Origin of the sequence: Pseudomonas xanthosomatis (assembly GCF_019139835.1) — a bacterium.
Classification (GTDB): domain Bacteria; phylum Pseudomonadota; class Gammaproteobacteria; order Pseudomonadales; family Pseudomonadaceae; genus Aquipseudomonas; species Aquipseudomonas fakonensis.
This window is the reverse complement of record NZ_CP077075.1, coordinates 3,409,117-3,432,704: the sequence shown is the minus strand read 5'-3', so window position 1 is coordinate 3,432,704 and position 23,588 is coordinate 3,409,117. Positions and strand designations below refer to the sequence as shown.

Sequence of the window (23,588 nt, the reverse complement as noted above, 5' to 3'; positions counted from 1 at the left end):
CCACTTGTTGATCCACTCGCGCCGCTTGGCGCATCCACTACAGGACATCACTCGGCCCTGCGCATGTTGAGCTGCTGCGCGATATCGGCAGCGCGCTCGCGCACCTCCAGCACCTGGCCATCGAACATGTGGACAATGGCGCAGACGCCGTGCCACTGCGAACTGGTGCCGGCCTCCTGTACGCGGGCAATGGCGGTCGGGGCCAGATAGTGCTGGCGGCGGTTGATGTCAGTCAGCGTGATCATCGGGTCACCCTTGCGCTTTGCGAGACAGGAACAGGTCGGAGTAGCCGCGAAGCTTCTCCACACCCATGAAGCCGACCATGCCGCCGGCGAAGGTGGCCATGCCCTGTGGCAAGCCCATCCATTCGAGCAGTGGCACCAGGGCCAAGGTGATGAGTCCGCACAGGGCGCCCTCCAAGAACATCTGCCGTCGGGTGCCTCCGCCATACACAACCCGGAGGACGGCGATCGCAACGGACAGGCCGGCGGCGCCAAGCTGGGGCTGGTGGGCAATCACCCAGGTGAGTACAGCGGCCCACAGGCCAGGATCCTTCTCGGGCATGTTTGGCATCTCAATACCTCCCGTTGCTGGGAGCGGAAATGAAAAAGCCCCGGCAATTGCCAGGGCTCAGAATCAAAAAACCCCGCTTTTGCAGGGTTCTATGCGGGCTTACTCGCCCTTGCTAACGCTGTCGATGATGCTGAGGTGCTCGTCGTCCAAATCTTCGATTGGTACGCCAAAAAGACCGGCTTTAGCAGCAGCCTCTCCATCGAATTCAAAATACTCAGTCTCATCGTCTTCGTCGTATGGCTGACCCATAACAGTCCCCTTGAATTGACTATCAAAGCTACCGACATCAGCAGCTGGAAGAATTGTTACCGAAGGGCCAAACCAATTCAATGCGAAACACGGCATCTTACAAATGAAAAAGCCCGCTCACTGAACGGGCTTTGCACGCGGAAAAACCGCAAAGTAACGTAAAATCTACAGTTCCTCCCCGGGCCTGTCAAGCGGCGTCGCGCCGGATGTCGAGCGCACCGTCGACCCAGGCAACACCGGCCTTCCATAACTGCCGCGTCTTTTCTTCCCCGAACCCCAGTTTCTTGCCCACATCCCGCAGCGAGGTGTCCCGAGAGGTGTAGTACTTCATGATCACCTGGCCGCACTCCGGGTACCGCTTGCGCAGACGACCGACCAGCCGATCAATGAATAGCGCGTCATCGTCGGTGATCATCGGGTCGAGGATTGTGTTTTCTCGCGATGCGCAGCACGACACGCCCGAGCCCAGCACCACCCAGCGGCCCCAGTGCTCCAGCAGATCCTCAGCCGTTCTCTCTACGTTGCTCATGTCCTTCCCCTCAATCCCCGGTGTAGTTGGTGCCGCCGGCGCCGCGGCGGTTGTTTCCTTGATACTGCTGCTCAGGACCAGGAGCCGGCTTGTCTGTGCCGTGCAACTGACGAGCTCTAGCGATCTCGCTCAGCGCATCCTTTAAGCGATGATTCAGCACTGGAACGATGTCGCTCAATGGAAGGGTTGTCAGCGTATGTCCGCACACCCAGCCCGAGCCTAGGCAGTGCTCGCATTCCAAGTAGTGGAAGATCCCGAGCCGCACTCCTTTGCCCAGGCATACATTGCATTCAACGATGAACTTCAGCTCTCGCTGCTGGAGGGATCCGTGGGCCTTCCTCATGCAGGCACCTTGAACAAGTGACAAATCTCCTCAGCTTCAAGCTTCGGCATCGGAACCTCGTCGCCGCGTAACGGCCGCAGGTGCTGCGGATCACAACCGGCCAAGTTGCTCACCACCTTGCCGCCCTCTGCGTTGCGCACCAGGTCTTCGCCAGTGACGATCCAAAGGCCGGGGGCATCGGCATCGAAGTATCCGTCCTGGCGGAACACAGAGCCGAAAGGCGGCACGAACTCCACCAGCTCGACCGATCGACCGATGTTCTCGGTGATGCTGAAGGCTCCTGTGATGAGGGCGAGGTCGCCCTGCTTAAGGTTCTGGGTCATTTCGAATCCTCGCTAGTAACAAATTCGCTAAGGTCGCTCGAAGCCTTGCCATCAGCGGGCTGCGGGCGATTGTGTGAAATTGCGGATAAGGCCTCCGTAAGGCCGTGGATCGCACCGAAGCCAATGCCGTCAAGCCAGGCGTGCCACTTCTCCAGGGCCGCTCTGCGCTGCTGCATCGCTTGGGTGTGGATGTAGGTGCTGGCGATCTTGCCCAGCGAGTGGTTCAGCAGCATCTCGCCGATGTGGCCGTCGATGCCGAGGTCAGTCCACGTGCTGCGGGACACCTTGCGCAGGTCGTGGCTGGTCCACTCGCCCTGCCCTAGGCGGGTAAACACCTTGCTGGCCTGGGCCTCGCTCAGCGACTGCCCGCGACGGCTCGGGAACAGATAGGCGCCGTCGTAGCCCTGGGCCTGCTGGATACCCCGATAGCGCACCAGCAGCGCCTTGATCTGGCCAGTCAGAGGCAGGCGATGCTCAGTGCGGGTCTTCGCGTTCGCCGCAGGGATGAACCACTCGGCACCGGCCAGCGAGATGTCGGCCCACCGCGTCATCCGGGTCTCGCCGATCCGGGTGCCGTGAGCCAGCATCATCAGGGCCAGCATCCCGTCGCCGGGCGTCTCGTCGAAGGCCTTGGCCAGCAGCTGCATCAGGTCGGCCAACTGCACGCCACGCAGGCGCGCCGCCTTGGGCAGGATCTTGGCCTTGGTGAAGTCGTTGAAGCGCATCCCAGCCATTGGGTTTCGGTCGATCAGGCCGAGCTGCTGGGCCTGGCGGAAAGCAGTCAGCAGTAGCGCAAACATCTGGCGCAGGTACGACAGCGATACCTCTGCCTGGCACGGCCACATCAGGTGCTTGTCCAGGGCGTCGGCCGTCACATCGACGACGGCCAGTTCGTCCAGGCGCGGCTTGAGGTGCTGGGCGATGGCGGATCGGGCACTGGCCTTGCGCTTCGCCGACAACGAACGGTCGCGAGCCATGCGGTCGCCGTACCAGTTGAGCAGCTGGCCCACGGTGATCATTCCCGACGCCACCGGCGCCGTCGCCGGGCTACGCAGCAGGCGCTGACGCAGCGCAGGTAGCTCAGCCAGCACCGCCGACACGCTCAGCTCCGGCCAGCGTGCGACCGGCACCCACTGCTTGCCGCGCACCAGGTGCCAGGTGGCGCGCTCGCGGTTGCTCCAGAAACGCAGGTACAGGTTGGGGTGGCGAGGGTCGCGTAGGTCGCGCACGGACTTGTCGGCGGCCTGCCGGCGTACCTCGGCTTCGCTGAACTTCACTTCCCGGGTGGCGCTCATGCAGCCACCGTTACCGGCAGCTTCAGGTAGGCCCGCAACTGCTCCATGGCGTCGAAGTGCCCGCGGCACACGATGGCGAGATAGCCCTGCTCATTCAGGCGGCGCAGGCAGTCGCGCTGACTGTCTGAGACGGCAGCAGGCTCGACCGTGGCCTTAAATTCGATGTACAGCCCGAAGAAGCCGCCGCGGGCCATTGACAGCACCAGGTCGGGAATCCCGGCTTTTACGCCTTGAGCCTTGAGCTTGGCGGCCACCGCCTTGACCCGGTGGCCGCCGTTCGGGACGTGGTAGATCAGCTCGTACACCTCGGGGTACTTGAGGCGGATCTCGGTCATCAGCGCGGCCTGCTCCTGGCCTTCGCGGTCGACAGGCTTGGCGCGTGGGGTGCGGGCTTTTGGCGCGCGGAGTCTGAGAGTGGTCATTCCGGGACCTCGCAGCCGCGCCCGATGAGGAGGCCGTTGTACAGGCCCAGGGCGGCGGAGAGATCCTGGCGCGCCTCGTCGCGCTCGGCCTTCACCCCGATAAACGCGATGCAATGCACGGCCAGGACCAGCCAAGGCAACCAGCTTGGAATCTTCATGCGACCAGTACCCCTTCGTTGAGCAGGATGGCCTGGGTGCGCATCACGCCCTCGGCATGGTGCTGGCGGGCGGTATCGCGATCCACGGCACGACTGCGGCCGTCGCAAGCGTCGTGGCAGGCGCTGCAAGACCATGCGCCCTGCATGTCGTGGGGCTTCTTGCCGACGCCGCAGGTGCCGGCCAGGCGGTAGTGAGCGAGCACGGTGGTTTCAGGATTGCCATTGCAGACACCCGGGATGCGCACCTGGCACTCCCGGCCGCGTGCGGCTTTGGTCAGTTTGGTGTGGCGCACGGCGTCGCCTCCTTGCAGGTTGATTGATCAGCGCCCAGCCAAGCGGGCGCGCATGGCTGCCAGGGCGGAATTGCCAACCTCTGGCGTACGACTTCCAGCCACCTCGGCAGGCAGCGCCAGCGGCATCCTCTGCAGCGGCTCGCCCGCGACCAGGCGCCGGACAGCAATCGTGTAGTTGCGCTCGAACAGCTTCGAGCTGAGGTCAGTTGCCAGCCTGTTCAGGTTCTCGAAGCCGCACTCCTTGGCCGCGTGCCATACCGCGTCGTGACTCCACTTGCCCTTCCCTGCCATGGCTGGATGAGCATTGCGGCAAGCCTCGCGGAACGCAGCGCCAAGCGGTGGCAGGCCGAGCATTTCGGGGGACGGCTGGCACCACTCGATGAACTCACCAGGCGGCGGAATGAACGGCGTTGCAGCTTGGCGACACCGCATCAACCCAAACTTCAGTTGCTCGGTGCTGCAGATGCCTGCTTCGAGGAAGGCGGTCAGCCATTGCTGTTTCGAGGTGGCGTATGTGTCTTTGTCGGGCCAAGCCTGCTTCCAGGCGGTGCAGATCGATCGAAGATCGCGGAACAGGTCGTTGATCACCGCCGCAGTCTTGCGGTTGAGTTCGGCCTTCACATCCGCTGGCAGCTCGTAGCCTGCCGGAATGTGCTGTCCGGTCTGAACCTTGGCCCACAGGCCATGTGCGACAACAGAAACGGAGTTCACTGTGCGCCTCCATCGTCGAGCCACGACGTATCGCTATCGTCGAACCCGGCGGGAGACTGTCCACCGGTTCTGGCACGGGCTTGCCGGGCAGCCCGAGCCAGATCGCTCTTTACCCAGCTGACCAGAGCCGCCAGCCACTGCTTCTCGGTCTGAGCCAGTCCCTTCGCTTCGTGGTGCAGGACGAACCCAGAGATCGCGATCGTGCCGAAGTGCTCGAGGGTCAGCCCAGCCCGAAGGGCATACGCTTTCAGCAGCTCACCGTTGGGCTGCCAGTCGAGGAACATTTCGAACGGCTCGCGCAGAGAGTGAGTAGATTGGTTTAATGACGTATTGGGTGCAGCTGCTGCACCCCGTTCTGCGTTTTCCTGCACCCCGTACTGCGGTGAGCTGCACCCCGTGCGGTTTGCTGCACCCCGTTCAATACGAGGTGCAGCAGATGCACCCCGCTTCATCTGCAGGTCATAGACGACAGGCCGACGATCGCGGCGGTCGATGTAGGCGGCGGCGATAGCCTGATTCCCTTCGGCGATCCAGCCGGCCTGGCATAGCTCGTCGAGCTTGAGTCGCACAGTACGCTCGGAGAGCCCCGTGTCATCCGAGAGCGTTCCTGCCGAAGGGAATGCACCGCGACCATCGCTGCCCGCGTAGTTCGCCAGGCAAAGCAGCACGTGCCGCGCCGCGGGGTTTTCGAGTGCGGCCTTTGGGATCGCCAACGCCCAGGTCATGGCCTGTACGCTCACGCCGAAAACCCCTCGCCGACCTGACGCGACAGATTAAGTGAATTGCCGAGAGCTGACGCGTAAGTTGCGGTGTTGCGAGCATCCATTGCTGAGTGCATAATCGACCTCGTTATGTGTTGTGAAGAAGCCGGGCTGCCACCCGGTTTTTTTATGCCTGCGATTCAGGTACTGGATGGATCAGCAGGTGTTTCGGTCATCTACTGGCGAAGCCTCAGATCACGCATAGTTCGTCTCGTCAGATGCTGGCCGGTGCAGCAGAGGGCGACTCGGAAACGGACGCACCTCCTCCCCCGTCAACGTCCCGTCCTCGTTCTCGATTACAAAGATCACCCGGCCAGCCTTCATCGCCTTCGCGATGGCTGGGGCGCTCACATCAAGCCCCTTGGCGACAGCGGTCTGGCCGATGCGCTCAACAAGCTCAGGCAGCAGTGTTCGGTTCATGGCATTGCCTCAGTGGTGAATGCGCACGATGTTAACCGCCGGTTAGCAATTCTTCAATACCGGCGGTTGAGGCAGTTAAATTAACCTCCGGTTAAATTCCGCGCATGACGAAAAAGAAAGATCTCTCCCCCGAACTGAAGGCCGAGTGCGAGGCAGCCAAAAGGCTGTTCACTCAGAAGAAGAATGCTCTCGGCCTGACGCAGGCAAAGGTGGCTGAAGCTGCCGACATTTCGCCGGCGGGCGTTGCCATGTACCTGAATGGCACCAACCCGCTGAATGCGAAATTCGCCGTTGTCCTATCCAGACTTCTTCAGGAGCCTGTGGATCGGTTCAGTCCCCGGCTAGCCGCTGAGCTCGCACAGATGCGGGGCGCCCAGGTGAAAAGCGCTGAGGGCTCCGGGAGCACGGCAGCTGAAAAGGTCCTGGAGATGCTGCGCAAGCATGGCGGCAAGTCACTGGATGCAACGGCCCAAGACAAGATTGCGAGAGCGGTCGCTGACAGCCTGTCCGAAGCATCAACCCCATCAGCGCCGACCAGCCAGGCTCCGATTATGGTCGCGCCGGGTCATGGCGATATCTCAATCCCCCAGTACGACATCCGGGCAGCCATGGGCCACGGCCAGGTGCCGGCCGAGTACAGCGAAGTCATCAGGAATGTAGTCATCCGGGAAGAGGTGCTGCGCGAGAAAGGTGTGACCTACACCTCAGCACAGGCGCTGTCGATGATCACAGGGTGGGGGCAGAGCATGGAGGGGACGATCAACGATAAGGATCCGGTGATTGTTGACCGCGGAGTGACTGACTACCAAGGAGAGGGGGTTTATGTGCTCACTTGGCACGGGGATCTGTTGATCAAACGGCTCCAGCGGAGTGACGAGGACCACCTATGGCTCATCTCCGACAACAGAAATTATGAAAAACAGTCCGCACGGATAGACGATCTGGTCATCCATGCGAAGGTCCTTCTGGTGTGGAATGCTCGCAAGGTCTAGCTTAACCCTCTCAGCTCTCTGACTTGCGATGAACGGTAAATACGACCAGTATCATACGTATGGTCCAAAGGCGATAATGGATGATCGATACCATGATGGAGCTAAGGCGGTGAAACATGCCAGGAATTAACCCTGAGGTGCTCGTATGGGCCAGGGAGACCGCTGGCCTGTCAGTCACAAGAGCAGCGAAAGCCTTGTCATTGGGCGGAAAAAAGCTTCAGCCTGAAGCAGCCCTACTGCAGTACGAACGAGGTGAAAAAGAAACGTCTCGCGTGCTACTCAGCAAGATGGCTACCGTCTATAGGCGTCCTTTGCTGGTGTTCTACCTGCCCTCCCCTCCGGGCGTTGCAGAGCGTGGCGAAGACTTTAGGACCGTGCCCGAGGAAATTCGCATTGAGAGCAAAGGCAGTCTTGACGCCTTGATTCGCGATATTTACGTGCGCCAAGATCTTATTAAGAACCTCCTCGTGGACATAGAGGAAGCTACGCCCAAGCAGTTTGTAAACAGCTTTTCACTCAACCACTCAGCCGGGCAAGTAGCAACAGCAACAAAAGAATTACTGAACTTTGATCTTGAAAAATTCAGAAAATATGCCAAACCAGAAGACGCATTCAACTACACAAGAAAATGCGTTGAAGGCACCGGTATTTTTGTATTACTGATGGGCAACCTAGGAAGCCATCACACCAATATACCAGTGGAGGCATTTCGAGGGTTTGCACTAGCAGACCCCATAGCTCCCATCATAGTAATAAACGACCAGGATGCACCGGCCGCAAGGACTTTCACTCTAATTCATGAACTGGCGCATATATTACTCGGTGCTACAGGAGTTAGTGGGAGCCGCGGAGAGCAGCATGTGGAGCGATTCTGTAATGAAGTCGCCAGCCTGCTCATGCTTCCTGATGGAGAAATCGACCAAAGAAATTGGCCGTCAGAAAACTTTGAACAGCTGGTTACCGCTGTTTCTAATTATGGCAGAAGCATAAACGTCAGCGGCTCTCTTATAGCTTACAGGCTATTGACAGCAGGGATCATCACGCAGGCAACCTGGGGAAAGGTTGCAGACCGCCTAAGGGAATTGTGGCTTATTGCCAAGAATGCACAAAAGAAAGATAAAGATGACGGAAGCGGCCCCAGCTACTATGTTGTCCGGCGACACAAGATTGGAAATGCCCTAATCGAACTTGTCGGCAGAACCATGCGCGAAGGCGCTATCACTGCTACCAAAGCAGGCAAGGTGCTAGGGGTCAAACCGGCAAACGTCTACAACTTGGTTGGCGCATAAAATGGCTGAAGACAGGAAGCTCTACTTGCTGGATGCAAACACCTTAATCACGTCACAGGGTGTCTACTACCCGCAAGCCATGGTCCCAGAGTTATGGTCTTGGTTAGAACACCAAGGTTTCGCTGGCCGAGTCAAAATGCCCTTTGAGATTTACGAAGAAATTATCGCAGGGAAAGATGACCCATTAACTCAGTGGATCACAAAACCTCACGTAAAAGAAAATTTGATACTAAATGAGCAGGCAAATCCTGCACTAGTGGCAAAAGTTACTTTTAACGGGTATGCGCCCGATCTTAACGAAAATGAAATCGCACAAATTGGTCGCGACCCATTTTTGATATCCTACGCACTCGGCGCTCCCTTGGAAAGATGCGTGGTATCGCTCGAAGTGTCGAAGCCCTCCACAAAGAGACAAAATCGAAGAGTGCCTGACGTCTGCAAAGACGTAGGTGCGCAATGCTGCGATGTTTTTGGGATGATGCGCGCTTTGGGTTTCCATACAGGCTGGCGGAAAAGTCTGTAGCAGCGGCCTCGTAGGATAAATGCCCGCCTTGGCGGGCATTTACATCAGGATCAGAAAGGCGCCTCTTCCTCTTTATGGCGCACCAGGTCCAACTCCACTTCCCTCTCGATCACTTGATCGTCATCCGTCGGCGCATCCCACTGCAGGATCACCGATCCGTCATCACAGAACGTCATGTCTAGGCCGTCGGTCTCCGCCAGCAGCTCCATGATCGCCTCCCAGTCCTGATCGCTGTCCGTGTCCAGCTGATGGATCAGAACCTTCCTGCCGAACTGCGCCAGCGGAGAGTTGATCATCGCCGAAACCCTCAGCCCCAGCCTTTCCAAGCCAGTCAGCTCCTCGCGAGGCGCCGACATCGCGAATCCTTGTGCTGCTCCCATTTCCTACCTCCAATACTGTATATCCGTACAGCCATGACCGATCTTAGCGCGTCACCTCGGAAAAATAATTAACCGCCGGTATTGACGTAAAAATTACCGCCGGTTAACTTTGCTTCATCGCCGGATCGACACCGGCCAGCAGCAAGGTAGCGAGCCGAACACCTTCAAGTTCGGTACAGGGGCGCCTCACCCCGTGGCCAGCAGCGTAGATGGCCCTTGATCAAAGAGTGCTGACGGGTGGGATGCCATGCCATGGACTACTTCGCGGTCAGCTGTCGGGATCACAGATCCCCCGAGAAGCCGATTTCGCTGGCTGGCCTTGGCGACAGGGCCAGACGGGAAATCACCCGGCTGCGAGCCACCTCTATCGCAGCCAGAACGTTGAACGGTTAGACGGCCCCCGAGCCGCGGTCCGCACTGGACTGCCACCCTCGCCCCTCCCACCATCAGGAGAAGTGCCATGACCGTAAACATCAACAAGCTCACCATCACCACCCCCGTAGCGACCTCCTCCACCAACCCAGTTGCGCTAGAGCTGGCCGGCGCGGAGGCCATCGCTCGGTTTCCAAGCGTCGTGACTGTTTTGTCCGATGGCTCCGTAAAACTCTCGGCACCTACCAAGGGTGCCTCCAGCAAAAGCACGCATCGGACTCGTTGTGAATGGTCTGAGTCCACCAACTGGACGCTCGCCAGTGCTCCGAACCACTGGAACCGTCAGCAGATGACGATCACCAAGGTCAACTCCGCGCAGAAGGTGGTGATCGCTCAAGTTCATGTGAGAGGTGATGACAGCCCACCAGTGAAGGTGTTCTGGAACAATGGGAGCATCACCATGGGCTTCCGAATCAGTTACAACCAGGCCACGCCCGTGAACTCGACGGTACTCAAAGGCGTGCCGCTCGGCGCGAAATTCACCGTAAGCATCCACGTCACCGCCAAAGGCCTGGTCACCGTTGCAGCTGTGTGCGACGGCGCATCAGGCTCATCCGGCGCCCTGCAGCTCGACGACACCTGGGACTCTCGCCTGTTCGAGTTTCACGGTGGCGTCTACAACCAGATCGACTACACCGACTCGACCCCTGCCGAGGATGGCTCGATCTGCATCATCAGCAGCCTCTCGCTGACCCATAGCTGAACCACGACAGCCGGAAAGACGGCCCGATCACCTGGCACCCCTCAGCCCAGACTGCATCGGAGAGCCCTACCGACCCACATCAAAAGTGTTTGGGAGGCAGACGGTAAGGCTCTCCAATGCAGCCCCAATGGAAGTTAATTGCGATGAAGTCATTCAAGCAAATGATCAAGGATGGCGATGTGCGCCGCGCAGACGCCATGCGGGTGAAGCTGGAAAACCTCCACGAGGAACCCGGCTTCAACCTGCGCATTGAAGGCGAAGCACTCGAAGCCAGCATCGACCTGCTGGCCGAGTTCATCGCCAACGGCGGCCAAATCCCTCCCCTTGAGGTTCGCACTCGGGCCGAAGGCGGTGTGTGGATTGTCGACGGCCACCGCCGCCGCCGGGCCATGCTCAAGCTCGACAAGGCCGGACGGCTGCCTCGCACGCCGAGCAAGGACAATGCCGCAGTTCTCGAGGCCTGGGTGCCGGTTATCGCGTTCGAAGGCAGCGATGCCGACCGAGTGGCCCGGATCATTTCCAGTCAGGAGAACGAGAAGCTCTCTCCGCTCGAATTGGCCGAGGGCTACAAGCGTTTGCGTGCCTTCGACTGGTCGCCCGATCAGATCGCCAAGAAGGTCGGTAAAACGCGGCAGCACGTTGAGCAGGTGTTAACCGTAGGTAACGCGAACACCGATGTGCAGAGGCTTGTGGCCGCCGGTCACGTGTCAGCAACGACAGCTGCCCAAGTGGTGCGAGAGCACGGCGACGGCGCCGGCAAGGTGTTGGGCGCCGAGCTGGAGAAGGCCAAGGCCAGCGGCAAGAATAAGGTCACGGCCGGCTCCATGAAAGGACCGTCGATCCCGAAGCCACGGCTTGAAGCAGTGCACACCGCCTCCCGCAATTTGATTGCATCGCTGAGCTCCATCGACGAAGACAGCCGATCCCTCACCCTACCCACCTCGCTTGTCCTTGAGCTGCGCAAGGCCCTGGAAGGCGCCCTACCGAGATAAGTCATGGAAACGATCACCTGCGGCTCATGGATTGGCCAGCTCGGAAAGGCTCTGGCTCCGCGCGAACTGGAAGCACTGCTGTGGGTTGCCCAGGGCCTCACCACCAAAGAGATCGCCCGCCAGATGGAAGTCACCCCGGGTACGGTGGCAAACCGCATCGAAGCGGCTCTGTTCAAGCTTGAGGCCGGCCGCCGCATCGAGGCGGTCACCAAGGCCATGCGGCAACAGATCATCAGCCCACTGTGCATCGCCCTCGCCGGCCTCATCGCAATGCATGCGGTGATCGACGACACAGACCCGATGCGCCGAGATCGCCGGGCGCCCGAGCGGCGCACCGCCCAAGTTCGAATCGTTCGCAAGGCCGAGGCCTTCGAGCACTACGCCTGATTCCCACGAGGAACACCCCATGCAGACAGCAATGCACCCCGCCTTCGAGGCGAAACTCGCCGTGCTCGCGGCACTGCTCGAGCGCAGTCAGAAGGTACGCAACGAGGCGCATGCCAAAGTCGCCCAGGGCAGCCCGCGCTACCAGGCCTCTGGCCATAGCGGCACCTGGGATGTGGTCGAGATCGCCACCGGCGCGGTGCAGGGCTTTGCCTACAGCTACCGGGCCGCGCTGAGGTTCGTGGATGCGATGGAGGCCGGTGCGGCGAGCAAGACCGGTACGCGGCAATGAGCAAGCGCAAACCCCACAACATGCGGGCACGCCTGGAGCGGACCTGCCGGGCCCTGGTCTCGGCCAACCACGCCGCCGTGGTGAACATCGACCCCAGCGGTCAGCAGGTGCTGATCAACTGGAGGAACCTCAAGCAGATCCGCGTGCGCCTAGTCGTGGATGCTGTGTGCGACATCCCGCACCGGTGGACCATCTACCTCAGCGTGCTGTGCTGCACCGAGCTGGGCGAGCGCTATCACAAGTCAGTAGAGGCCGCTCCCCAGGGTATCTACCGGGCAGAGCATCTGACCGATGTAATTGAGGCGATCTACACCGATCTGCGCGCCAACGCCAACCCGAATCACCTGGTCGCATCCGGTTGGATCGCCATTCCCACAGACACAACGATCGATGAAACGCAGGCCGCCAAGGTCTTCGCTGCTGTCGGCGCCTGGAATCAGCAGAAAGAAGCATGGAACGCATCTCTGGCGCAATCAACCATCGCCTTTTAGCATAACTTTGAGCCTAGGGTGTGGTCTGGCGTATGAGACAGGCTCGACCGAAAACTCGAAAACTGCAGCATGGGTATTATAATCAGCGTCGATATAGACGATCTTGGCCCACGAAGCGATCCCCTCACCAGAGCCTGAAAAAGCGATTGAAAATTCCGCAGCCTCTCCAGAATCGAGAACATACAACTTACGCTCTAAGGCCTTGAACTCTTCGGAAAATTTAAACTCGACGCGAGTAACCTTGTGTCCGAGATTTCGAATCGAAAAACTTAGTTCGTGATCGGTCCCCGAGTGGGACCCGCCACCGCCCTCCGCAACAAAAAAAGGGCGAATTTCGTTAGCTCTTCTTTCGCTGGAGGCACGGATAGCATCGAACTCCATCTGGAGTTGAGCGCGAGTAACCTCTACCAAATCTTTTTGCTGCTCAACTGAATTCTTTAATTCCGCAGCCTGAAGGGCTAGCGCTTGGTTGTTCTGTCGCAATTCATAACCTTGCTGAAAGAACCCAAGAACAAGCCATAAAATTGCTACCGGCCCGAATACGCCGGCGAAAAAATCCCCAACAGCGTTAAGCTCCAGTGTCGCTAGACCCCCTACCCGCCCCCCAATTAAAAACCACAGGAAACACAGATACATAACAGTTAGAGTAACGCCTAATAAAGCCAAGATTCTATTCATCGCTATCCTTGCAAGGTCGCTGGTTTCGACTACAGAGCCCCATAATAAGCCAATTGCCACCATGCCGCTCGCCGGCCACGGAGGAACACCCATGCCCATTCGCCACGCAGTGATGCACCTCATCGACAAGAAGCCGGACGGCAGTCCGGCGGTTCTTCACCTGGCCAGCGCGGAGCTGCCTGCCAGCGGCGCCGTGGAAAGCCTGCTGCACGATGTGAACGATACCTACAACGCGAAGACCGGCAAGGGGTGGGGCTTCTTCCACCCTGCGTCCGGCGCTTACCCGCTCAGCGGCTGGCTGGGCAAGGCGATGATCGACGAGATGGCTTTCATCGACTTCACCCGCACCGCGGCGGAACACCTGACCAAGCTGATGGAAGAGTCGAACCTGTCGGTCGGTGGGCACGTTCTGTTTGCCCTCTACACCCAGGGCATGACCGATTACCTGACGATCGCGATCCTGCAGCAGGTGGAGGCGGTAGCAGTTGCCCATGATCTGACTGTCGCGCCATCTCGTCAGCTCGATGCACGCACGCTGCACTTCGCCGCCCGCATCAACCTGAGCGAGTGGAAGAACAACTCGGCGTCTCGGCAGTACGTGTCGTTCATCAAGCCCAAGGGCGGCCGCAAGGCTACCGCCTACTTCCGCGACTTCGTAGGCGCTCAGGAGGGTGTCGACGCCCAGGGCGAGACTCGCACGCTGCTCAAGGCCTTCGCCGACTTCGTGAAGGTTCAGGACCTGGCCGACGACACTGTCAGCGAGAAAAGCAGCGAGCTGGTGGCCTATGCCCAGGCACAGGACAAGGTCGGCGCACCGGTCAGCCTAGCCGAGCTCTCTGCCCTGCTGGACGAAGAGAGGCCGACGACCTTCGCCGACTTCGTCAAAGCCGGCGACTACGGAATCGCCGATAGCTTCGCCCCCGACAAGCGCACCCTTACCCAGTACCGACGCTTCACCGGTCGCGCCGAGGGCATGTCGATCAGCTTTGAAGCCCACCTGCTCGGCAAGCGTGTCGAGTACGACGCAGAAAGCGCCAGCCTGACAATCAAGAACTTACCGGTGCATCTGGTTGACCAGTTAAAGCGCAACGCGGCCTGACGCCCTCACCGCAAATCGAAAATGAGGTTATCGCCAACGTTGAGGCTGTCGAGGATTGATCGCGGCGTCTCAAGCTTGAAGTAAACCCAGTGGCCGGATTCATCAGCCTTCGGTTCGTTATCTGATACGTAGCGGGCTACATCGCTTTGCTCTAAATGCAGGGCTTTGGCCAGCTCAGGCTCAGTCAACTTTCTAGAATTGTCCATCTCTCACTCCTTGATCCGGCTCCTTGCCGGGCCAGCCACCAATACCTCAATTCAATACTTCGCGCCACCATCCCGCATCCGACCACGGAGGGCGGCGCATGCATGGAGAAAGCCATGATCGGCACACCCTGCGCTTACGTGCAGCAGTATTACCAGGTACCGGCGTGCATCGGACGCCGGGTCATCGCCTACGGCAAGCCTGGCGTCATCGCGGCTGACCGCGGGCACTACATCGGCGTAGTGCTGGACGACGACGCGAAGCGCCAGGTCAGAAACCATCATCCCGAGGACGGCATCGTCTACGGCGAAATGGCGGACAGGCTGCCCAGGGCGCCCAAGCGCTCAAACTATGACCGTTTCACTGACGAGGAGTGGAACTGCGACTTCGTCGAGTTTCTGGAGATCAATCACCCGCAGTTCCAGCGACGCATGGAAGACAGCCTGGTCCGCATGGTTCGCTACTACCGCGGCACGCACTACAGCAACTACCCAGAACGCGACCGACTCTGCGTTTACAGGCCTGACTGTGACGTCGAGGTGGCCGGCCAGTGGCTGGACAACAAGGCCGACGCCAAGTCCAGCTACAAGGCCGCCCTGTACAAGCACCTTGCCGAGCAACGCGCCGAGAAGAAGCGTCTCGGTTACTGATCAAATGCCGCGCCCCGCTGGGACGCTAGGGAAAGGAATTGAACGAAGCAGAACGCACCGCCCTTACCGCCCGTGTAGCGGAAGACCTGTCGCAGCACCAGTACACCCAGCTGGTCAACGAGAACGACGTCGAGGTTTGGCGCTGCAAGGCCCCGGGCACCCGGGTCTACCACTTCGACATCTGCATCACAGCCTACGGCATGTCGATGTTCGGTGACATCGACGGCCTGCTCTGGCACGTCGGCGCCGACTACGGCATCAACTTCCTGCGCCATCAGAGCGACGGCTACCTGCACGAGAAGCTGGAGAGCACCTGCAAGCGCGAGGTTATCAACTTCGACAGCATCCGCGACACGGTCTGCAGCTGTGTCGTTGGCCGGATCAATGAGGAGTTTGATGCCGATCAGATTCCTGAATGGATCAACGGCATTCCGGGCCAAGGGGCCACGCTCGATCAAGCTGAGCTGCTGGTCGGTTGGTTGCGCGATCAAGAAGAAGCCGGTGACCTGCGGCTACCGTTCAGTGACCTGGCCGATGTCATCGAGGAGGTTGAGACCTTCGCCGAAGGCCGGGATTCCGAACTGGTGCTTGCCTACGACTTCCTCCAGAGCAATGAGTCGCTGATCGGCGGCAGCGACCTCTGGGAGACGAAGATCAGCAAGCCATGCCCGAACCTGATGGCCCGCTTGTTCTACGTCCGCCACGCCGCCAACGCCATCATGGCGATCAAAGAGCAGGCCGCTGCCGCCTGACCCTCTGGCGCTGCCCGCCAGTGCCGTGCCCACGTCAACTGACCGTGCCCCGCCTGGCCGCCGGCAAAAGAATGTATGGCGTCATGCTGTAAACATCGATAATTACTGGGTTGTTTCACCCACATCTCTCTTAATCTCGCACCAAGTGACATGGAGCTTGACCCTGAGCAAATCTTTAAAATTATTGATGCTATCAATAGCCGGCTGCGAGTCTTCCCCAGATTTCATAGCTAAAATAATAGTTGAGGTTTTATTCTCTATATCTCGCAAGGCCTTCGCATCGTCTTCCTCCCCTGTTAAGAGCAAATCGAATTTCGCCCCCAGAGACATTAGCTGCCTGTAGCCTTCATAATGCTGTCTCGAACTACGAAACTTCGGATCCTTTTCGGTCATAACAGCCATATCAAGCATTACCATTAAGTACTCGGACGCACATACCCTCAAATCCGTCATCCACTGACTACGAAAAGTACTCAAGTTAGCTTTGATTTGATTCTTCTGAACCCTCACAGTTAACCATGCAACAATAATTGCCACGACCACACCAGCAATTGATGGTGAAAGGCCAGCCCAATCAGTATCAGAGTCCGTATGAATATAAAATGGTTCCGCCTTTGAGCCGACTCCAGTTTCATACTTACTATCAACAGATAAGTGGCTGCCGCCATAACCAATCCCTTGCGTGCTTAGCTCGAACTTTTCAAACAACTCCATAAATCCTCCGTTTTTTGCGAAGGATACAGCAAATTGCCATCACTTTTTCGGTCGGTCTACAGCTGCATCGAAGCTGCGGCCGCAGGCTGGGCCCGCTGAATCGCCCCCTCACACCCCTTCAACGAATCACGCCACCCTAGCGAGGGCGGCGCCTGCAATGGAGATTGCCATGAACCAGTTCTATCTACAGGACAGCCGCAGCCATGTCGGTGACGGCATGATGTTCTGGGCGAAGGAAGGCCGCGGCTACGTGACCGACCTGGACCAGGCCGAGCTGTTCACCTTCGAGGAAGCCTGCCGCCACCGCGATACCGATATCCCGTGGCCGAAGGACTATATCGACGCTCGCGCGCACTACGGAGTCGACTGCCAGTTGATGGATGATGATCGCCGAGTCGCTGGGCTGCAGGCGGGCACCCGTGTCTACGTGCACGTGCCAGGCGACTGGAACGGTAACGATGTCTACTGGGTCAGCGAGCAGCGCGGCAAGGTGACCGAGAACCTGCAGCAGGCCCAGAGCATGGACCTCGAAACCGCCAAGTTCACGTATTTCAACCACGCCGGCCAGGGCACGCGGGTTTTCTGGCCTGCCGACTACATCGACACGATCCGCAGGCGCCTGGTGCACCGCCAGAACGTTGACCACAAGCTGGCCCTGCGCGTGGCCGGCGTGAAGATACCCAGGCCACCCAAGGTCGCCAAGCGTCGCGGGCCGATGCTCAACTGCTGCGGCTGCGGGCGCTTCATCAGCTGGGATGGCCGGTTTCTCGACAACTGCAAGAACTGCGGCGCGAACAACTGCCCCTGAACTACCAGCGCTTCCCGCCAGAAGTCTCCCTCTACTTGCGGGATCCGCTTTCGAAGCTTCCAGGAACAAAGGGCCAGCCTCCACGGCGTTTCTTCCCTGCCTTTTCCATGTTATCTGCTAGCCGCTCGCGTTCCAGCTTCTCATACAACTTGGCCCTGTACTCGACTGGGGTTGCCTCGAGAAGAGCAGCGAGATCGTCGAACTGATGCTTCTTCTTGTACCGCTCAGCCCTTGTTGGTCTTGGCTTCTTCGCCATAGAGAGTCTCCGCATCCGGCTCCATGCCGGGCGAGTCACCAATACCCCACTTCAACGAATCACGCCACCCCGGCGAGGGCGGCGCCTGCCCGGAGGCCTCATGAAGGTTCAGATCAGGACGCTCTACAAGTGCGGGTCCTGCGACGAAGTCCACGACGACGAAGACGGCGCGCGGGAATGCTGCCAGCCGGACATCTATGAGCTCTATGAGTGTCCGACGTGCAAATCCATACATGACAACGAGGATACCGCAATCAGTTGCTGCGGCGTTCACGCAGTTCAATGCCCGTTTTGCCTTCGCGACTACCCAACGATCTCGCTGTCGTCCCAGGCCATCAAGATCGCTGGCCACTGCACCACCTGCAACCCGCTGTTCACCATCGACCAGCAGCAGATCATTCAAGACCTGCACTACCAGACAACGGGTCAGCGCGAGCACCTGTTCGACTGAATGCCCCTCCCCACATCTCGTCGCCACGCTGGCGGCGCCTGCAATATGGAGATTGCCCATGAACCCCTACCAGATCACCGGGCCGGCGCAGATCGGCTTCAGTGGCGGACGCAGTTCCGGATACATGCTGTACCACATCCTCGAAGCGCACGGCGGCCAGCTTCCCGATGGCGTGCATGTCACGTTCCAGAACACCGGCAAAGAACGCGATGAAACGCTCGACTTCATCCGCGAGTGCCAGCGCCACTGGAATGTGCCGATCACCTGGCTGGAGTTCGACGGCGTTTACGGCCAGGGCCTAAGCTGGAAAGTGGTCAGCCACGAGACGGCAAGCCGCAATGGAGAGCCGTTCGACCTGATGCTTCAGTACTACGCCGACTACCGTCGCGAGGAAAAGGGCGAGCCGCCCATACTGCCAAACCCGGTCAACCGGATGTGCACGGACCGGATGAAGATCAAGGCCAGCACCTGGTACATGCGCGATGTGCTGGGCCTGGATTCGTGGGATGCGATTATCGGCATCCGGGCAGACGAGCCGCGGCGCTATCACCGCATGATGGCTGCGAACGAGAAAGGCAGTAACCGGTGGGATAACGTGACGCCCATGTACCAGGCCGGCGTGCTGAAGGCCGACGTGAACAGCTTCTGGGCCCGTCAGTTGTTCGACTTAGGGATCGACTCAGACCTGGGCAACTGCGATCTGTGCTTCCTGAAGTCGCCCGACAAGATCATCCGCGCCATTGTCGAGAACCCAGGCACAGCCCGCTGGTGGATCGAGGCGGAAGAACGCACCGGCCAGGTGTTCCGTCGTGACCGCCCCAACTACAAAGCCCTGGCCTGGATGGCTGACCAACTTGGCCGCCAGATGCCGCTCGACCTCGACTTCGCAGAGGACGAAGACCTCATCGACTGCATGTGCGGCGACTAGAGAACTAATACCCAGCGGTATATGAGATCTCCATATCCCCAGGTCACGGTCCCCAAAATACTCAGCATGAAAATGGCAGTCTCCGCAAGATGGAATCTCCATCGGAACTCCATGAGTATCGGGACTCGATTCGAGTCTCCAAAAAAACCAGGGGTGTGCAAGCGCCCGCTCGTAAAAACAATCATGCCGCCAGCAATGAAAGAAAAAAGCGTGGTTACCGCGCCACTGCGCTGAATCCATATCCCTCTGCTTTCCCCTTCGGCCATCCACTCACCAAAGATGGAATAGAGGGGAGCTGCCACAGCTGCAGCGATTAACAGCAGAACCATGAAAAAGCAAACCCAGGTCGTTGACCTGTACCGAGCGGGAGTATCGACCTCCCCCATCACATTGAACATCCTTCGCTCCATGTGCGATTCGCAGATGGCGGAACTATAGCCGCGAGGTATCCCCATGCCCACAGAAAACCGATCCAGCAACACCGAGATGATCAGCTTCCCGCGCGAGCTCAGCGATGAGCTTGCTGAGCTGATCGCAGAAAAGGCCAGGGTGTGCGGGGGCGGTGCTTTCGAGATCTGGGAGCTGATATGCGAAAGGTTCGGCAAGCCAGTTGATGACCAGGCCGACCTCGATTTCATGGATCCGAGGTGCGCCAAGCTGGTCTCGGACGGTCGCGCCCAAGGACTGAACGAAGCTTCCGAGCTATGCGCCCGCATGGGCTATGACGCGTACTTCCCGACCGGGACCAGGTACAGAGCGTTTGTGCCTAAGGGCCGCGCCGCCCTGGGCGATCTGCTGATCAAAGCTGCCAATGCCATCGCCGACCTGCCTGATGGCCCGTACGAGCGATTCAAGGCGCGCCAGTCGAAGCAGAAATCCTGACAAGAGCACATTTGTACTCCACCCAGCTTTAACGGCTCTCCACTCTATTCAGTCAACGAGGATTGGAGCGCTGGCCAGCCACCCAGTCTTTGGCGCGCTGGAGCGCCCAGGCCATAGCAGCCGTCATCGTCTGCCCTTTGCTGTCTGGGTAGTTTTCTTCAAGAAGCATCAGCCCCTTCTGGCCATAGATGCCAAAGAAGAGCTGGGTGAGGTTATCTTGGGAGGTGCGCACCTGGATGTTGATGAGGGTGCCGCAAGACAGGCGCTCGTCGTAGTTGCGAAAATGCAACTCCGGGTTGACCCAATCCCAGTAAACCGTACCGCGATTACGCATGGCTGAGCCTAACAGTGATGAATTGTCATTTCAGGCTACAGCAACGCTATGCAATAGCTATCTATTTCTTAACCACTGAATCAATAAACTGCCGTGGTGCCCTGTCCAAACGGGGGGCATCCTCCGAACCCTGGCTTTCAGCGTACTCCATCCAGCGGGCAAACGCTTGACGGTGCCGGCGGCAAGTCTCTACCCAATCAATGTGATCCATCTGCTCATAGGCGATTTGCTTCATCGTGTCGGCAGTCAAGTCGCTCAACCCCTTAAGCGCTTGGTACGCCTGATATTGGCGCTCATGTTTGTCAGTACTCATGAGAATTCATCCGCAACTTATTGATATCAGTCCCTTCAATTAGCGACCAGCGTAAACGGCGTGAAGGTTCACTACCTCACGAAAAATCCGACGAGCGATATCAAAGGCCGTTGCGCCATCTTATACCAAACTCTTCCCTCTATTCACTGCCGCGATATGGCGGCCAAGGAACGACCGTGCCCGAAACAATTGTGCTGGACCTCGACGCGATTGAGGTAGCGGCCAAGGCTGCAACCCCGCAAAACTTCGACAGCGCCCAGGTCGCCGACACCGAAGAGGGCTGGATCAACTGCCCAGGGTGCGGCGGTGAAGGATCCGTCGAGCTGACCGCCGACTACCTGAACTACGACGGCGAGGCGCTGGGCGTTCAGTTCTACGGTATCGGCGATCCACACGTCCATGCAGAGGCTCACTACCGCGCTGCCCGGCCTGCCGTGGTGCTGGCCATGGTTGAAGAGATCCGAAGCCTGCGCCAGCAGCTGGAGAAGCAAAAGGGCACCAGCCGGACCGTCACGCTGGCGGGGTGCGAATACACGGAAGATGACCTCATCGGCACTGCGGTCCGGTGCGTCAGCGGAACCAGCAGGCAGAAGACCCCGCGCTGGGCGCTCATGATGAACGCCTTTGTCTGCGGCTCAGGCGTAGCCCAAGCTCTGTGCCGGCGTTACGGGCTGGACCCGGACGAGGGCCTGCGCAAATGAAGATGCGCCTCAAGAAAGCCGAGCGTGAGCAGGTCCGCCTGAAATACGGCGGCCGCTGCGCCTACTGCGGCAACGACCTGGGCCCACGCTGGCACGCCGACCACTTTGAGCCTGTGATTCGCCTACCTGATGACCGGGTGGCCGAGCAGCTGCAGAACCACAACCTGGCCAACATGATGCCGGCTTGCGTGCCCTGCAACCTGAGCAAGCACCGCATGCAGTTGGAGGACTGGCGACGCTGGCTGGCCGGTCACGTCAACAGCCTCAACCAGTACCACCCCATCTACCGCCTGGCCAAGGCCTACGGCTTGATCGCCGAGACAGGGGCAGAGGTCGTCTTCTACTTCTAAAAGGTGCAGAGCGATGCCATCCAAAACCTATCCGCTTGATGTACGTAGCGTTGGCGAAGACACCTACATCGTCATGAGCAAGGGGCATCACGACCTCGATGCGTTCATGGCCGCCGCCATCAAGCAGTACCCAGGCTGGGCACTTGGTGGACCGGTCCACGTATGGATCAAGACGACACCAGGTCGTGGCACTTACGACTGCATGTACAACATGGTGCCCGAGGGCACTCGGGGTTGCTGGCCGGCAACCTATTGCCATGAGTACGGCGAAGGCTTCGAGCACTACAGCGGCGAGGTGCAGCCATGACCCGCCTCGCCCTCTGCCTCCTGCTGCTGGTCACCGGCGCCAGCGCAGCACCCAAGCCGCAAGACAACGTCATCGACGTGCAGCACGACAGTCAGCGCGGCGTCACCTGCTACCTGCTGAACGGGGTCGGCATCAGCTGCATCCCCGACAGCCAGCTGCAGGCCGGCAACCAGCGCCAGCTCTCCCCGCACGAAACCCAACCCGAACCTACACCCGCACTGGCGCCTGGGCGCTGGATCGAAGAGAGGTATTCGCTGTGAGCAAGATCGTGCATCTCGTTTCGCACTTCGGCTGCTTCGACGACCACGACTGCCAGATCGCTTGCGGCCAGGCCGGCGAAGATATGAACGGCTCGAGCCGGCCAGGTGAAGTCACCTGCAAAAAATGCCTGCGGGTCTACGCAGCGCGCCAGCGCAAGGTAGACCAGCACCTCGCCATCCGGCATGCCGCGCAGCAGGTGCAGCCATGACCGACCTGATCGAAGTGAATCCCCTGCGCGGGCGGATCATCCAGTACATGCAAGGGCACGAGCGCCGGGTTGGGGGCTGGTTCCCCACCTGGTGGTTCAAGCACCACGTTGAAGCCGAAGATGGTACCCGGGAGATTCGTCGCGAGCTGGAGCGCATGGAGCGTGACGGCGTTGTCGAGTCGGATCACGAACAGGTCAACAACACGAAATGGCGCCTGACCTGCACCTGCCCGTCCGGCGACGGATCGCTGCGCTGGCCATGCCCTGCTCATCCCCCAGAGGAGAAACAGCAATGATCGCCCTCGCCTACATGGCATACCTGATCCACAGGGGGCCGCGATGAGCAAGCCACACGCAAGAACCCAAACAGGCGCAAAGGTCACTCTCACTATCGAGCTGACGAATCTCGGCTCCTGGGGCCCGGACTGCACGCTTGATCAGGTCTACCGCCAGGCGCGCGAGGCAGCAATCGGGCGGCTCAACAAGGTCTTCAAGGACCATGTAGCAACCACACGCATACTCGGCCCGGTGGTCGTCGAAGCGATCACTACCGATCTCGAAAAGCGCTAAACCCCTCCCCCTACAACTCAAGCCCGCCCCGCGCGGGCATGGAGAGCTATTGCCATGACGAAAGAAGATCTGGCCGGCCTGCCGGCAAAGGTTCGCATCGCCACTGAGGCTGGCAAGGCCGCAGCCGCAGCCTGCACCGATGATGGTGGCAGCGCTAACCTGGATCGAGTGGTGATCCCAGTACCCGGCCTGCGCCCTAACCAGCTGCCGGGCCTACCTGGATACCTGCAGAAGAAGAGCCGCTATCACCAGCAGGGCATCCATCTGGACACGCCTTGGCCAGGCCAGGGCAACCAGCACAGTGCCGGTGTGCAAGCCATGCACAAATCGCTGAAAGACCAGGGCGTCAACTGCTACGTCTACTACCAGGTCGACTGACCTCAGCCTGCCGCCACCGGCGGCGTGGAGACCATCCCATGGAAACCGAAAGCACCGGTGACGTCGACAAAGTCACCGAACAGCGAATGGCCGACCTGCTCGGCTGCACCAAGCGCGCCCTGGAAGGCCGGCGCCTGCGTGGAGTGATCCCCGAAGGCGTCTGGATGAAGCATGGCGGCCGGATCATTT

Annotated in this window: 44 protein-coding genes; 22 read left to right on the top strand and 22 right to left on the bottom strand. The window is 59.4% G+C overall.

From position 1 onward, the window contains the following. Positions 1-47: 47 nt before the first annotated feature. The 13 genes from KSS93_RS15330 to KSS93_RS15270 form a co-directional block, all read right to left on the bottom strand. Positions 48-245, bottom strand: coding sequence for a hypothetical protein (locus KSS93_RS15330; RefSeq protein WP_217884837.1), 198 nt, complete (start codon positions 243-245; stop codon positions 48-50). 4 nt (positions 246-249) lie between these two features. Then, positions 250-573, bottom strand: a complete 324-nt coding sequence (locus KSS93_RS15325) for a phage holin, lambda family (protein ID WP_174142188.1) — start codon at positions 571-573, stop codon at positions 250-252. Between the two features lie 99 nt (positions 574-672). Next, complete coding sequence (locus tag KSS93_RS15320; protein ID WP_217884836.1) at positions 673-822, bottom strand: hypothetical protein; 150 nt, start codon at positions 820-822, stop codon at positions 673-675. 187 nt (positions 823-1,009) lie between these two features. Then, complete coding sequence (locus KSS93_RS15315; RefSeq protein ID WP_217884835.1) at positions 1,010-1,351, bottom strand: antiterminator Q family protein; 342 nt, start codon at positions 1,349-1,351, stop codon at positions 1,010-1,012. A 10-nt stretch (positions 1,352-1,361) separates the two neighbouring features. Continuing rightward, positions 1,362-1,694, bottom strand: a complete 333-nt coding sequence (locus KSS93_RS15310) for a hypothetical protein (RefSeq protein WP_217884834.1) — start codon at positions 1,692-1,694, stop codon at positions 1,362-1,364. Further along, positions 1,691-2,017 carry a hypothetical protein gene (locus tag KSS93_RS15305; protein WP_217884833.1) on the bottom strand — a complete coding sequence of 109 codons (327 nt, stop codon included), beginning with the start codon at positions 2,015-2,017 and terminating at the stop codon, positions 1,691-1,693. The genes KSS93_RS15310 and KSS93_RS15305 overlap by 4 nt, the downstream gene beginning before the upstream one ends. Continuing rightward, complete coding sequence (locus KSS93_RS15300) at positions 2,014-3,312, bottom strand: tyrosine-type recombinase/integrase (protein WP_217884832.1); 1,299 nt, start codon at positions 3,310-3,312, stop codon at positions 2,014-2,016. Before KSS93_RS15300 ends, KSS93_RS15305 begins: the two co-directional genes overlap by 4 nt. Continuing rightward, the gene (locus KSS93_RS15295) at positions 3,309-3,734 is read right to left on the bottom strand and encodes a VRR-NUC domain-containing protein (protein WP_217884831.1); all 426 of its coding nucleotides are present in this window, start codon (positions 3,732-3,734) and stop codon (positions 3,309-3,311) included. Before KSS93_RS15295 ends, KSS93_RS15300 begins: the two co-directional genes overlap by 4 nt. Further along, complete coding sequence (locus tag KSS93_RS15290) at positions 3,731-3,892, bottom strand: hypothetical protein (protein WP_217884830.1); 162 nt, start codon at positions 3,890-3,892, stop codon at positions 3,731-3,733. Before KSS93_RS15290 ends, KSS93_RS15295 begins: the two co-directional genes overlap by 4 nt. Further along, the gene (locus tag KSS93_RS15285) at positions 3,889-4,185 is read right to left on the bottom strand and encodes a DUF1364 domain-containing protein (RefSeq protein ID WP_217884829.1); all 297 of its coding nucleotides are present in this window, start codon (positions 4,183-4,185) and stop codon (positions 3,889-3,891) included. Before KSS93_RS15285 ends, KSS93_RS15290 begins: the two co-directional genes overlap by 4 nt. Positions 4,186-4,212: 27 nt before the next feature. Then, positions 4,213-4,896, bottom strand: a complete 684-nt coding sequence (locus KSS93_RS15280) for a replication protein P (protein ID WP_217884828.1) — start codon at positions 4,894-4,896, stop codon at positions 4,213-4,215. After that, positions 4,893-5,621, bottom strand: coding sequence for a helix-turn-helix domain-containing protein (locus KSS93_RS15275; protein ID WP_217888745.1), 729 nt, complete (start codon positions 5,619-5,621; stop codon positions 4,893-4,895). Before KSS93_RS15275 ends, KSS93_RS15280 begins: the two co-directional genes overlap by 4 nt. Before the next feature lie 231 nt (positions 5,622-5,852). Next, positions 5,853-6,077 (bottom strand): Cro/CI family transcriptional regulator, encoded by a 225-nt coding sequence (locus KSS93_RS15270; RefSeq protein ID WP_217884827.1) that lies wholly within the window; start codon positions 6,075-6,077, stop codon positions 5,853-5,855. Between the two features lie 104 nt (positions 6,078-6,181). Here KSS93_RS15270 and KSS93_RS15265 point away from each other — a divergent pair, with 104 nt between their 5' ends. The 3 genes from KSS93_RS15265 to KSS93_RS15255 all read left to right on the top strand — a co-directional run bounded on the left by KSS93_RS15265 (position 6,182) and on the right by KSS93_RS15255 (position 8,881). Further along, the gene (locus tag KSS93_RS15265) at positions 6,182-7,069 is read left to right on the top strand and encodes a LexA family transcriptional regulator (RefSeq protein ID WP_217884826.1); all 888 of its coding nucleotides are present in this window, start codon (positions 6,182-6,184) and stop codon (positions 7,067-7,069) included. A gap of 116 nt (positions 7,070-7,185) precedes the next feature. Further along, entirely contained in the window at positions 7,186-8,358 is a 1,173-nt protein-coding gene (locus KSS93_RS15260) for an ImmA/IrrE family metallo-endopeptidase (protein ID WP_217884825.1), read from the top strand. A gap of 1 nt (position 8,359) precedes the next feature. Next, positions 8,360-8,881: a DUF4411 family protein gene (locus KSS93_RS15255; RefSeq protein ID WP_217884824.1), complete on the top strand. Its 522-nt coding sequence runs from the start codon at positions 8,360-8,362 to the stop codon at positions 8,879-8,881. Positions 8,882-8,931: 50 nt separating this feature from the next. Here KSS93_RS15255 and KSS93_RS15250 read toward each other — a convergent pair whose 3' ends face one another. After that, on the bottom strand, positions 8,932-9,261 hold the full coding sequence (locus KSS93_RS15250; protein WP_225917192.1) for a DUF1654 domain-containing protein: 330 nt from the start codon (positions 9,259-9,261) through the stop codon (positions 8,932-8,934). Between the two features lie 460 nt (positions 9,262-9,721). On the opposite strand from KSS93_RS15250, the gene KSS93_RS15245 reads away from it, so the two are divergent. The 5 genes from KSS93_RS15245 (at position 9,722) to KSS93_RS15225 (ending at position 12,555) form a co-directional block, all read left to right on the top strand. Continuing rightward, complete coding sequence (locus tag KSS93_RS15245) at positions 9,722-10,396, top strand: polysaccharide lyase family 7 protein (RefSeq protein ID WP_217884823.1); 675 nt, start codon at positions 9,722-9,724, stop codon at positions 10,394-10,396. A 143-nt stretch (positions 10,397-10,539) separates the two neighbouring features. Continuing rightward, entirely contained in the window at positions 10,540-11,388 is an 849-nt protein-coding gene (locus KSS93_RS15240) for a ParB/RepB/Spo0J family partition protein (protein ID WP_225917191.1), read from the top strand. Positions 11,389-11,391: 3 nt separating this feature from the next. Continuing rightward, a complete protein-coding gene (locus tag KSS93_RS15235; protein ID WP_217884822.1) occupies positions 11,392-11,775 on the top strand; it encodes a response regulator transcription factor in 384 nt (127 codons plus the stop codon). Positions 11,776-11,794: 19 nt separating this feature from the next. Further along, positions 11,795-12,064, top strand: a complete 270-nt coding sequence (locus KSS93_RS15230) for a hypothetical protein (RefSeq protein WP_217884821.1) — start codon at positions 11,795-11,797, stop codon at positions 12,062-12,064. Further along, entirely contained in the window at positions 12,061-12,555 is a 495-nt protein-coding gene (locus KSS93_RS15225; RefSeq protein WP_217884820.1) for a hypothetical protein, read from the top strand. Before KSS93_RS15230 ends, KSS93_RS15225 begins: the two co-directional genes overlap by 4 nt. On the opposite strand, the gene KSS93_RS15220 is transcribed toward KSS93_RS15225, so the two are convergent. Then, positions 12,538-13,326 carry a hypothetical protein gene (locus tag KSS93_RS15220; RefSeq protein ID WP_217884819.1) on the bottom strand — a complete coding sequence of 263 codons (789 nt, stop codon included), beginning with the start codon at positions 13,324-13,326 and terminating at the stop codon, positions 12,538-12,540. The two genes, KSS93_RS15225 and KSS93_RS15220, sit on opposite strands and share 18 nt — an antisense overlap. Between KSS93_RS15220 and yejK the strand changes: the two genes are divergently transcribed. Then, positions 13,325-14,332, top strand: a complete 1,008-nt coding sequence (yejK, locus tag KSS93_RS15215; protein WP_217884818.1) for a nucleoid-associated protein YejK — start codon at positions 13,325-13,327, stop codon at positions 14,330-14,332. The genes KSS93_RS15220 and yejK overlap by 2 nt on opposite strands. 5 nt (positions 14,333-14,337) lie before the next feature. Here the strand turns inward: yejK and KSS93_RS15210 are convergent, their stop codons facing one another. Then, the gene (locus KSS93_RS15210; protein WP_217884817.1) at positions 14,338-14,538 is read right to left on the bottom strand and encodes a hypothetical protein; all 201 of its coding nucleotides are present in this window, start codon (positions 14,536-14,538) and stop codon (positions 14,338-14,340) included. Between the two features lie 114 nt (positions 14,539-14,652). On the opposite strand from KSS93_RS15210, the gene KSS93_RS15205 reads away from it, so the two are divergent. Together KSS93_RS15205 and KSS93_RS15200 are read left to right on the top strand one after the other, a co-directional pair. Further along, on the top strand, positions 14,653-15,186 hold the full coding sequence (locus tag KSS93_RS15205) for a hypothetical protein (RefSeq protein WP_225917190.1): 534 nt from the start codon (positions 14,653-14,655) through the stop codon (positions 15,184-15,186). Positions 15,187-15,224: 38 nt separating this feature from the next. After that, the gene (locus tag KSS93_RS15200; RefSeq protein ID WP_217884815.1) at positions 15,225-15,938 is read left to right on the top strand and encodes a hypothetical protein; all 714 of its coding nucleotides are present in this window, start codon (positions 15,225-15,227) and stop codon (positions 15,936-15,938) included. 102 nt (positions 15,939-16,040) lie between these two features. On the opposite strand, the gene KSS93_RS15195 is transcribed toward KSS93_RS15200, so the two are convergent. Further along, on the bottom strand, positions 16,041-16,652 hold the full coding sequence (locus tag KSS93_RS15195) for a hypothetical protein (RefSeq protein WP_217884814.1): 612 nt from the start codon (positions 16,650-16,652) through the stop codon (positions 16,041-16,043). A gap of 169 nt (positions 16,653-16,821) precedes the next feature. Between KSS93_RS15195 and KSS93_RS15190 the strand changes: the two genes are divergently transcribed. Continuing rightward, complete coding sequence (locus tag KSS93_RS15190) at positions 16,822-17,460, top strand: hypothetical protein (RefSeq protein WP_217884813.1); 639 nt, start codon at positions 16,822-16,824, stop codon at positions 17,458-17,460. A 224-nt stretch (positions 17,461-17,684) separates the two neighbouring features. Here the strand turns inward: KSS93_RS15190 and KSS93_RS15185 are convergent, their stop codons facing one another. Beyond that, positions 17,685-18,227 (bottom strand): hypothetical protein, encoded by a 543-nt coding sequence (locus tag KSS93_RS15185; protein WP_217884812.1) that lies wholly within the window; start codon positions 18,225-18,227, stop codon positions 17,685-17,687. Between KSS93_RS15185 and KSS93_RS15180 the strand changes: the two genes are divergently transcribed. Continuing rightward, the gene (locus KSS93_RS15180; protein WP_225917189.1) at positions 18,226-19,095 is read left to right on the top strand and encodes an adenine nucleotide alpha hydrolase family protein; all 870 of its coding nucleotides are present in this window, start codon (positions 18,226-18,228) and stop codon (positions 19,093-19,095) included. The genes KSS93_RS15185 and KSS93_RS15180 overlap by 2 nt on opposite strands. Here KSS93_RS15180 and KSS93_RS15175 read toward each other — a convergent pair. Beyond that, on the bottom strand, positions 19,092-19,493 hold the full coding sequence (locus tag KSS93_RS15175) for a hypothetical protein (RefSeq protein WP_217884810.1): 402 nt from the start codon (positions 19,491-19,493) through the stop codon (positions 19,092-19,094). The two genes, KSS93_RS15180 and KSS93_RS15175, sit on opposite strands and share 4 nt — an antisense overlap. Before the next feature lie 55 nt (positions 19,494-19,548). Between KSS93_RS15175 and KSS93_RS15170 the strand changes: the two genes are divergently transcribed. After that, positions 19,549-19,977 carry a hypothetical protein gene (locus tag KSS93_RS15170; protein ID WP_217884809.1) on the top strand — a complete coding sequence of 143 codons (429 nt, stop codon included), beginning with the start codon at positions 19,549-19,551 and terminating at the stop codon, positions 19,975-19,977. A gap of 52 nt (positions 19,978-20,029) precedes the next feature. On the opposite strand, the gene KSS93_RS15165 is transcribed toward KSS93_RS15170, so the two are convergent. Continuing rightward, a complete protein-coding gene (locus KSS93_RS15165) occupies positions 20,030-20,311 on the bottom strand; it encodes a hypothetical protein (protein WP_217884808.1) in 282 nt (93 codons plus the stop codon). A gap of 61 nt (positions 20,312-20,372) precedes the next feature. Next, positions 20,373-20,624, bottom strand: coding sequence for a hypothetical protein (locus KSS93_RS15160; RefSeq protein WP_217884807.1), 252 nt, complete (start codon positions 20,622-20,624; stop codon positions 20,373-20,375). Positions 20,625-20,800: 176 nt separating this feature from the next. On the opposite strand from KSS93_RS15160, the gene KSS93_RS26525 reads away from it, so the two are divergent. From KSS93_RS26525 to KSS93_RS15120, 8 genes are read left to right on the top strand one after another with little or no spacing between them, the layout of a single operon-like run. Then, complete coding sequence (locus KSS93_RS26525; RefSeq protein ID WP_225917188.1) at positions 20,801-21,325, top strand: hypothetical protein; 525 nt, start codon at positions 20,801-20,803, stop codon at positions 21,323-21,325. Between the two features lie 2 nt (positions 21,326-21,327). After that, the gene (locus KSS93_RS15150) at positions 21,328-21,675 is read left to right on the top strand and encodes an HNH endonuclease (RefSeq protein ID WP_217888741.1); all 348 of its coding nucleotides are present in this window, start codon (positions 21,328-21,330) and stop codon (positions 21,673-21,675) included. Between the two features lie 13 nt (positions 21,676-21,688). Next, complete coding sequence (locus KSS93_RS15145) at positions 21,689-21,982, top strand: hypothetical protein (RefSeq protein WP_217884806.1); 294 nt, start codon at positions 21,689-21,691, stop codon at positions 21,980-21,982. Next, a complete protein-coding gene (locus tag KSS93_RS15140; RefSeq protein ID WP_217884805.1) occupies positions 21,979-22,242 on the top strand; it encodes a hypothetical protein in 264 nt (87 codons plus the stop codon). Before KSS93_RS15145 ends, KSS93_RS15140 begins: the two co-directional genes overlap by 4 nt. Further along, positions 22,239-22,451: a hypothetical protein gene (locus KSS93_RS15135; protein WP_217884804.1), complete on the top strand. Its 213-nt coding sequence runs from the start codon at positions 22,239-22,241 to the stop codon at positions 22,449-22,451. Before KSS93_RS15140 ends, KSS93_RS15135 begins: the two co-directional genes overlap by 4 nt. Continuing rightward, positions 22,448-22,747, top strand: coding sequence for a hypothetical protein (locus KSS93_RS15130; RefSeq protein ID WP_217884803.1), 300 nt, complete (start codon positions 22,448-22,450; stop codon positions 22,745-22,747). The genes KSS93_RS15135 and KSS93_RS15130 overlap by 4 nt, the downstream gene beginning before the upstream one ends. Positions 22,748-22,790: 43 nt before the next feature. Then, positions 22,791-23,021 (top strand): hypothetical protein, encoded by a 231-nt coding sequence (locus KSS93_RS15125; RefSeq protein WP_217884802.1) that lies wholly within the window; start codon positions 22,791-22,793, stop codon positions 23,019-23,021. A 54-nt stretch (positions 23,022-23,075) separates the two neighbouring features. Beyond that, positions 23,076-23,399 (top strand): hypothetical protein, encoded by a 324-nt coding sequence (locus KSS93_RS15120; protein ID WP_217884801.1) that lies wholly within the window; start codon positions 23,076-23,078, stop codon positions 23,397-23,399. Between the two features lie 2 nt (positions 23,400-23,401). Here KSS93_RS15120 and KSS93_RS15115 read toward each other — a convergent pair whose 3' ends face one another. Then, on the bottom strand, positions 23,402-23,572 hold the full coding sequence (locus KSS93_RS15115; protein ID WP_217884800.1) for a hypothetical protein: 171 nt from the start codon (positions 23,570-23,572) through the stop codon (positions 23,402-23,404). Positions 23,573-23,588 lie beyond the last annotated feature (16 nt).

Excerpts from the sequence above, each read along its gene's own strand:
- KSS93_RS15330 (WP_217884837.1), bottom strand. The coding sequence starts at position 245 with ATGATCACGCTGACTGACATCAACCGCCGCCAGCACTATCTGGCCCCG.
- KSS93_RS15325 (WP_174142188.1), bottom strand. The coding sequence starts at position 573 with ATGCCAAACATGCCCGAGAAGGATCCTGGCCTGTGGGCCGCTGTACTC.
- KSS93_RS15320 (WP_217884836.1), bottom strand. The coding sequence starts at position 822 with ATGGGTCAGCCATACGACGAAGACGATGAGACTGAGTATTTTGAATTC.
- KSS93_RS15315 (WP_217884835.1), bottom strand. The coding sequence starts at position 1,351 with ATGAGCAACGTAGAGAGAACGGCTGAGGATCTGCTGGAGCACTGGGGC.
- KSS93_RS15310 (WP_217884834.1), bottom strand. The coding sequence starts at position 1,694 with ATGAGGAAGGCCCACGGATCCCTCCAGCAGCGAGAGCTGAAGTTCATC.
- KSS93_RS15305 (WP_217884833.1), bottom strand. The coding sequence starts at position 2,017 with ATGACCCAGAACCTTAAGCAGGGCGACCTCGCCCTCATCACAGGAGCC.
- KSS93_RS15300 (WP_217884832.1), bottom strand. The coding sequence starts at position 3,312 with ATGAGCGCCACCCGGGAAGTGAAGTTCAGCGAAGCCGAGGTACGCCGG.
- KSS93_RS15295 (WP_217884831.1), bottom strand. The coding sequence starts at position 3,734 with ATGACCACTCTCAGACTCCGCGCGCCAAAAGCCCGCACCCCACGCGCC.
- KSS93_RS15290 (WP_217884830.1), bottom strand. The coding sequence starts at position 3,892 with ATGAAGATTCCAAGCTGGTTGCCTTGGCTGGTCCTGGCCGTGCATTGC.
- KSS93_RS15275 (WP_217888745.1), bottom strand. The coding sequence starts at position 5,621 with ATGACCTGGGCGTTGGCGATCCCAAAGGCCGCACTCGAAAACCCCGCG.
- KSS93_RS15270 (WP_217884827.1), bottom strand. The coding sequence starts at position 6,077 with ATGAACCGAACACTGCTGCCTGAGCTTGTTGAGCGCATCGGCCAGACC.
- KSS93_RS15265 (WP_217884826.1), top strand. The coding sequence starts at position 6,182 with ATGACGAAAAAGAAAGATCTCTCCCCCGAACTGAAGGCCGAGTGCGAG.
- KSS93_RS15260 (WP_217884825.1), top strand. The coding sequence starts at position 7,186 with ATGCCAGGAATTAACCCTGAGGTGCTCGTATGGGCCAGGGAGACCGCT.
- KSS93_RS15255 (WP_217884824.1), top strand. The coding sequence starts at position 8,360 with ATGGCTGAAGACAGGAAGCTCTACTTGCTGGATGCAAACACCTTAATC.
- KSS93_RS15250 (WP_225917192.1), bottom strand. The coding sequence starts at position 9,261 with ATGGGAGCAGCACAAGGATTCGCGATGTCGGCGCCTCGCGAGGAGCTG.
- KSS93_RS15245 (WP_217884823.1), top strand. The coding sequence starts at position 9,722 with ATGACCGTAAACATCAACAAGCTCACCATCACCACCCCCGTAGCGACC.
- KSS93_RS15240 (WP_225917191.1), top strand. The coding sequence starts at position 10,540 with ATGAAGTCATTCAAGCAAATGATCAAGGATGGCGATGTGCGCCGCGCA.
- KSS93_RS15235 (WP_217884822.1), top strand. The coding sequence starts at position 11,392 with ATGGAAACGATCACCTGCGGCTCATGGATTGGCCAGCTCGGAAAGGCT.
- KSS93_RS15230 (WP_217884821.1), top strand. The coding sequence starts at position 11,795 with ATGCAGACAGCAATGCACCCCGCCTTCGAGGCGAAACTCGCCGTGCTC.
- KSS93_RS15225 (WP_217884820.1), top strand. The coding sequence starts at position 12,061 with ATGAGCAAGCGCAAACCCCACAACATGCGGGCACGCCTGGAGCGGACC.
- yejK (WP_217884818.1), top strand. The coding sequence starts at position 13,325 with ATGCCCATTCGCCACGCAGTGATGCACCTCATCGACAAGAAGCCGGAC.
- KSS93_RS15220 (WP_217884819.1), bottom strand. The coding sequence starts at position 13,326 with ATGGGTGTTCCTCCGTGGCCGGCGAGCGGCATGGTGGCAATTGGCTTA.
- KSS93_RS15210 (WP_217884817.1), bottom strand. The coding sequence starts at position 14,538 with ATGGACAATTCTAGAAAGTTGACTGAGCCTGAGCTGGCCAAAGCCCTG.
- KSS93_RS15205 (WP_225917190.1), top strand. The coding sequence starts at position 14,653 with ATGATCGGCACACCCTGCGCTTACGTGCAGCAGTATTACCAGGTACCG.
- KSS93_RS15195 (WP_217884814.1), bottom strand. The coding sequence starts at position 16,652 with ATGGAGTTGTTTGAAAAGTTCGAGCTAAGCACGCAAGGGATTGGTTAT.
- KSS93_RS15190 (WP_217884813.1), top strand. The coding sequence starts at position 16,822 with ATGAACCAGTTCTATCTACAGGACAGCCGCAGCCATGTCGGTGACGGC.
- KSS93_RS15180 (WP_225917189.1), top strand. The coding sequence starts at position 18,226 with ATGAACCCCTACCAGATCACCGGGCCGGCGCAGATCGGCTTCAGTGGC.
- KSS93_RS15185 (WP_217884812.1), bottom strand. The coding sequence starts at position 18,227 with ATGGGCAATCTCCATATTGCAGGCGCCGCCAGCGTGGCGACGAGATGT.
- KSS93_RS15175 (WP_217884810.1), bottom strand. The coding sequence starts at position 19,493 with ATGTTCAATGTGATGGGGGAGGTCGATACTCCCGCTCGGTACAGGTCA.
- KSS93_RS15170 (WP_217884809.1), top strand. The coding sequence starts at position 19,549 with ATGCCCACAGAAAACCGATCCAGCAACACCGAGATGATCAGCTTCCCG.
- KSS93_RS15165 (WP_217884808.1), bottom strand. The coding sequence starts at position 20,311 with ATGCGTAATCGCGGTACGGTTTACTGGGATTGGGTCAACCCGGAGTTG.
- KSS93_RS15160 (WP_217884807.1), bottom strand. The coding sequence starts at position 20,624 with ATGAGTACTGACAAACATGAGCGCCAATATCAGGCGTACCAAGCGCTT.
- KSS93_RS15150 (WP_217888741.1), top strand. The coding sequence starts at position 21,328 with ATGCGCCTCAAGAAAGCCGAGCGTGAGCAGGTCCGCCTGAAATACGGC.
- KSS93_RS15145 (WP_217884806.1), top strand. The coding sequence starts at position 21,689 with ATGCCATCCAAAACCTATCCGCTTGATGTACGTAGCGTTGGCGAAGAC.
- KSS93_RS15140 (WP_217884805.1), top strand. The coding sequence starts at position 21,979 with ATGACCCGCCTCGCCCTCTGCCTCCTGCTGCTGGTCACCGGCGCCAGC.
- KSS93_RS15130 (WP_217884803.1), top strand. The coding sequence starts at position 22,448 with ATGACCGACCTGATCGAAGTGAATCCCCTGCGCGGGCGGATCATCCAG.
- KSS93_RS15125 (WP_217884802.1), top strand. The coding sequence starts at position 22,791 with ATGAGCAAGCCACACGCAAGAACCCAAACAGGCGCAAAGGTCACTCTC.
- KSS93_RS15120 (WP_217884801.1), top strand. The coding sequence starts at position 23,076 with ATGACGAAAGAAGATCTGGCCGGCCTGCCGGCAAAGGTTCGCATCGCC.
- KSS93_RS15115 (WP_217884800.1), bottom strand. The coding sequence starts at position 23,572 with ATGCTTCATCCAGACGCCTTCGGGGATCACTCCACGCAGGCGCCGGCC.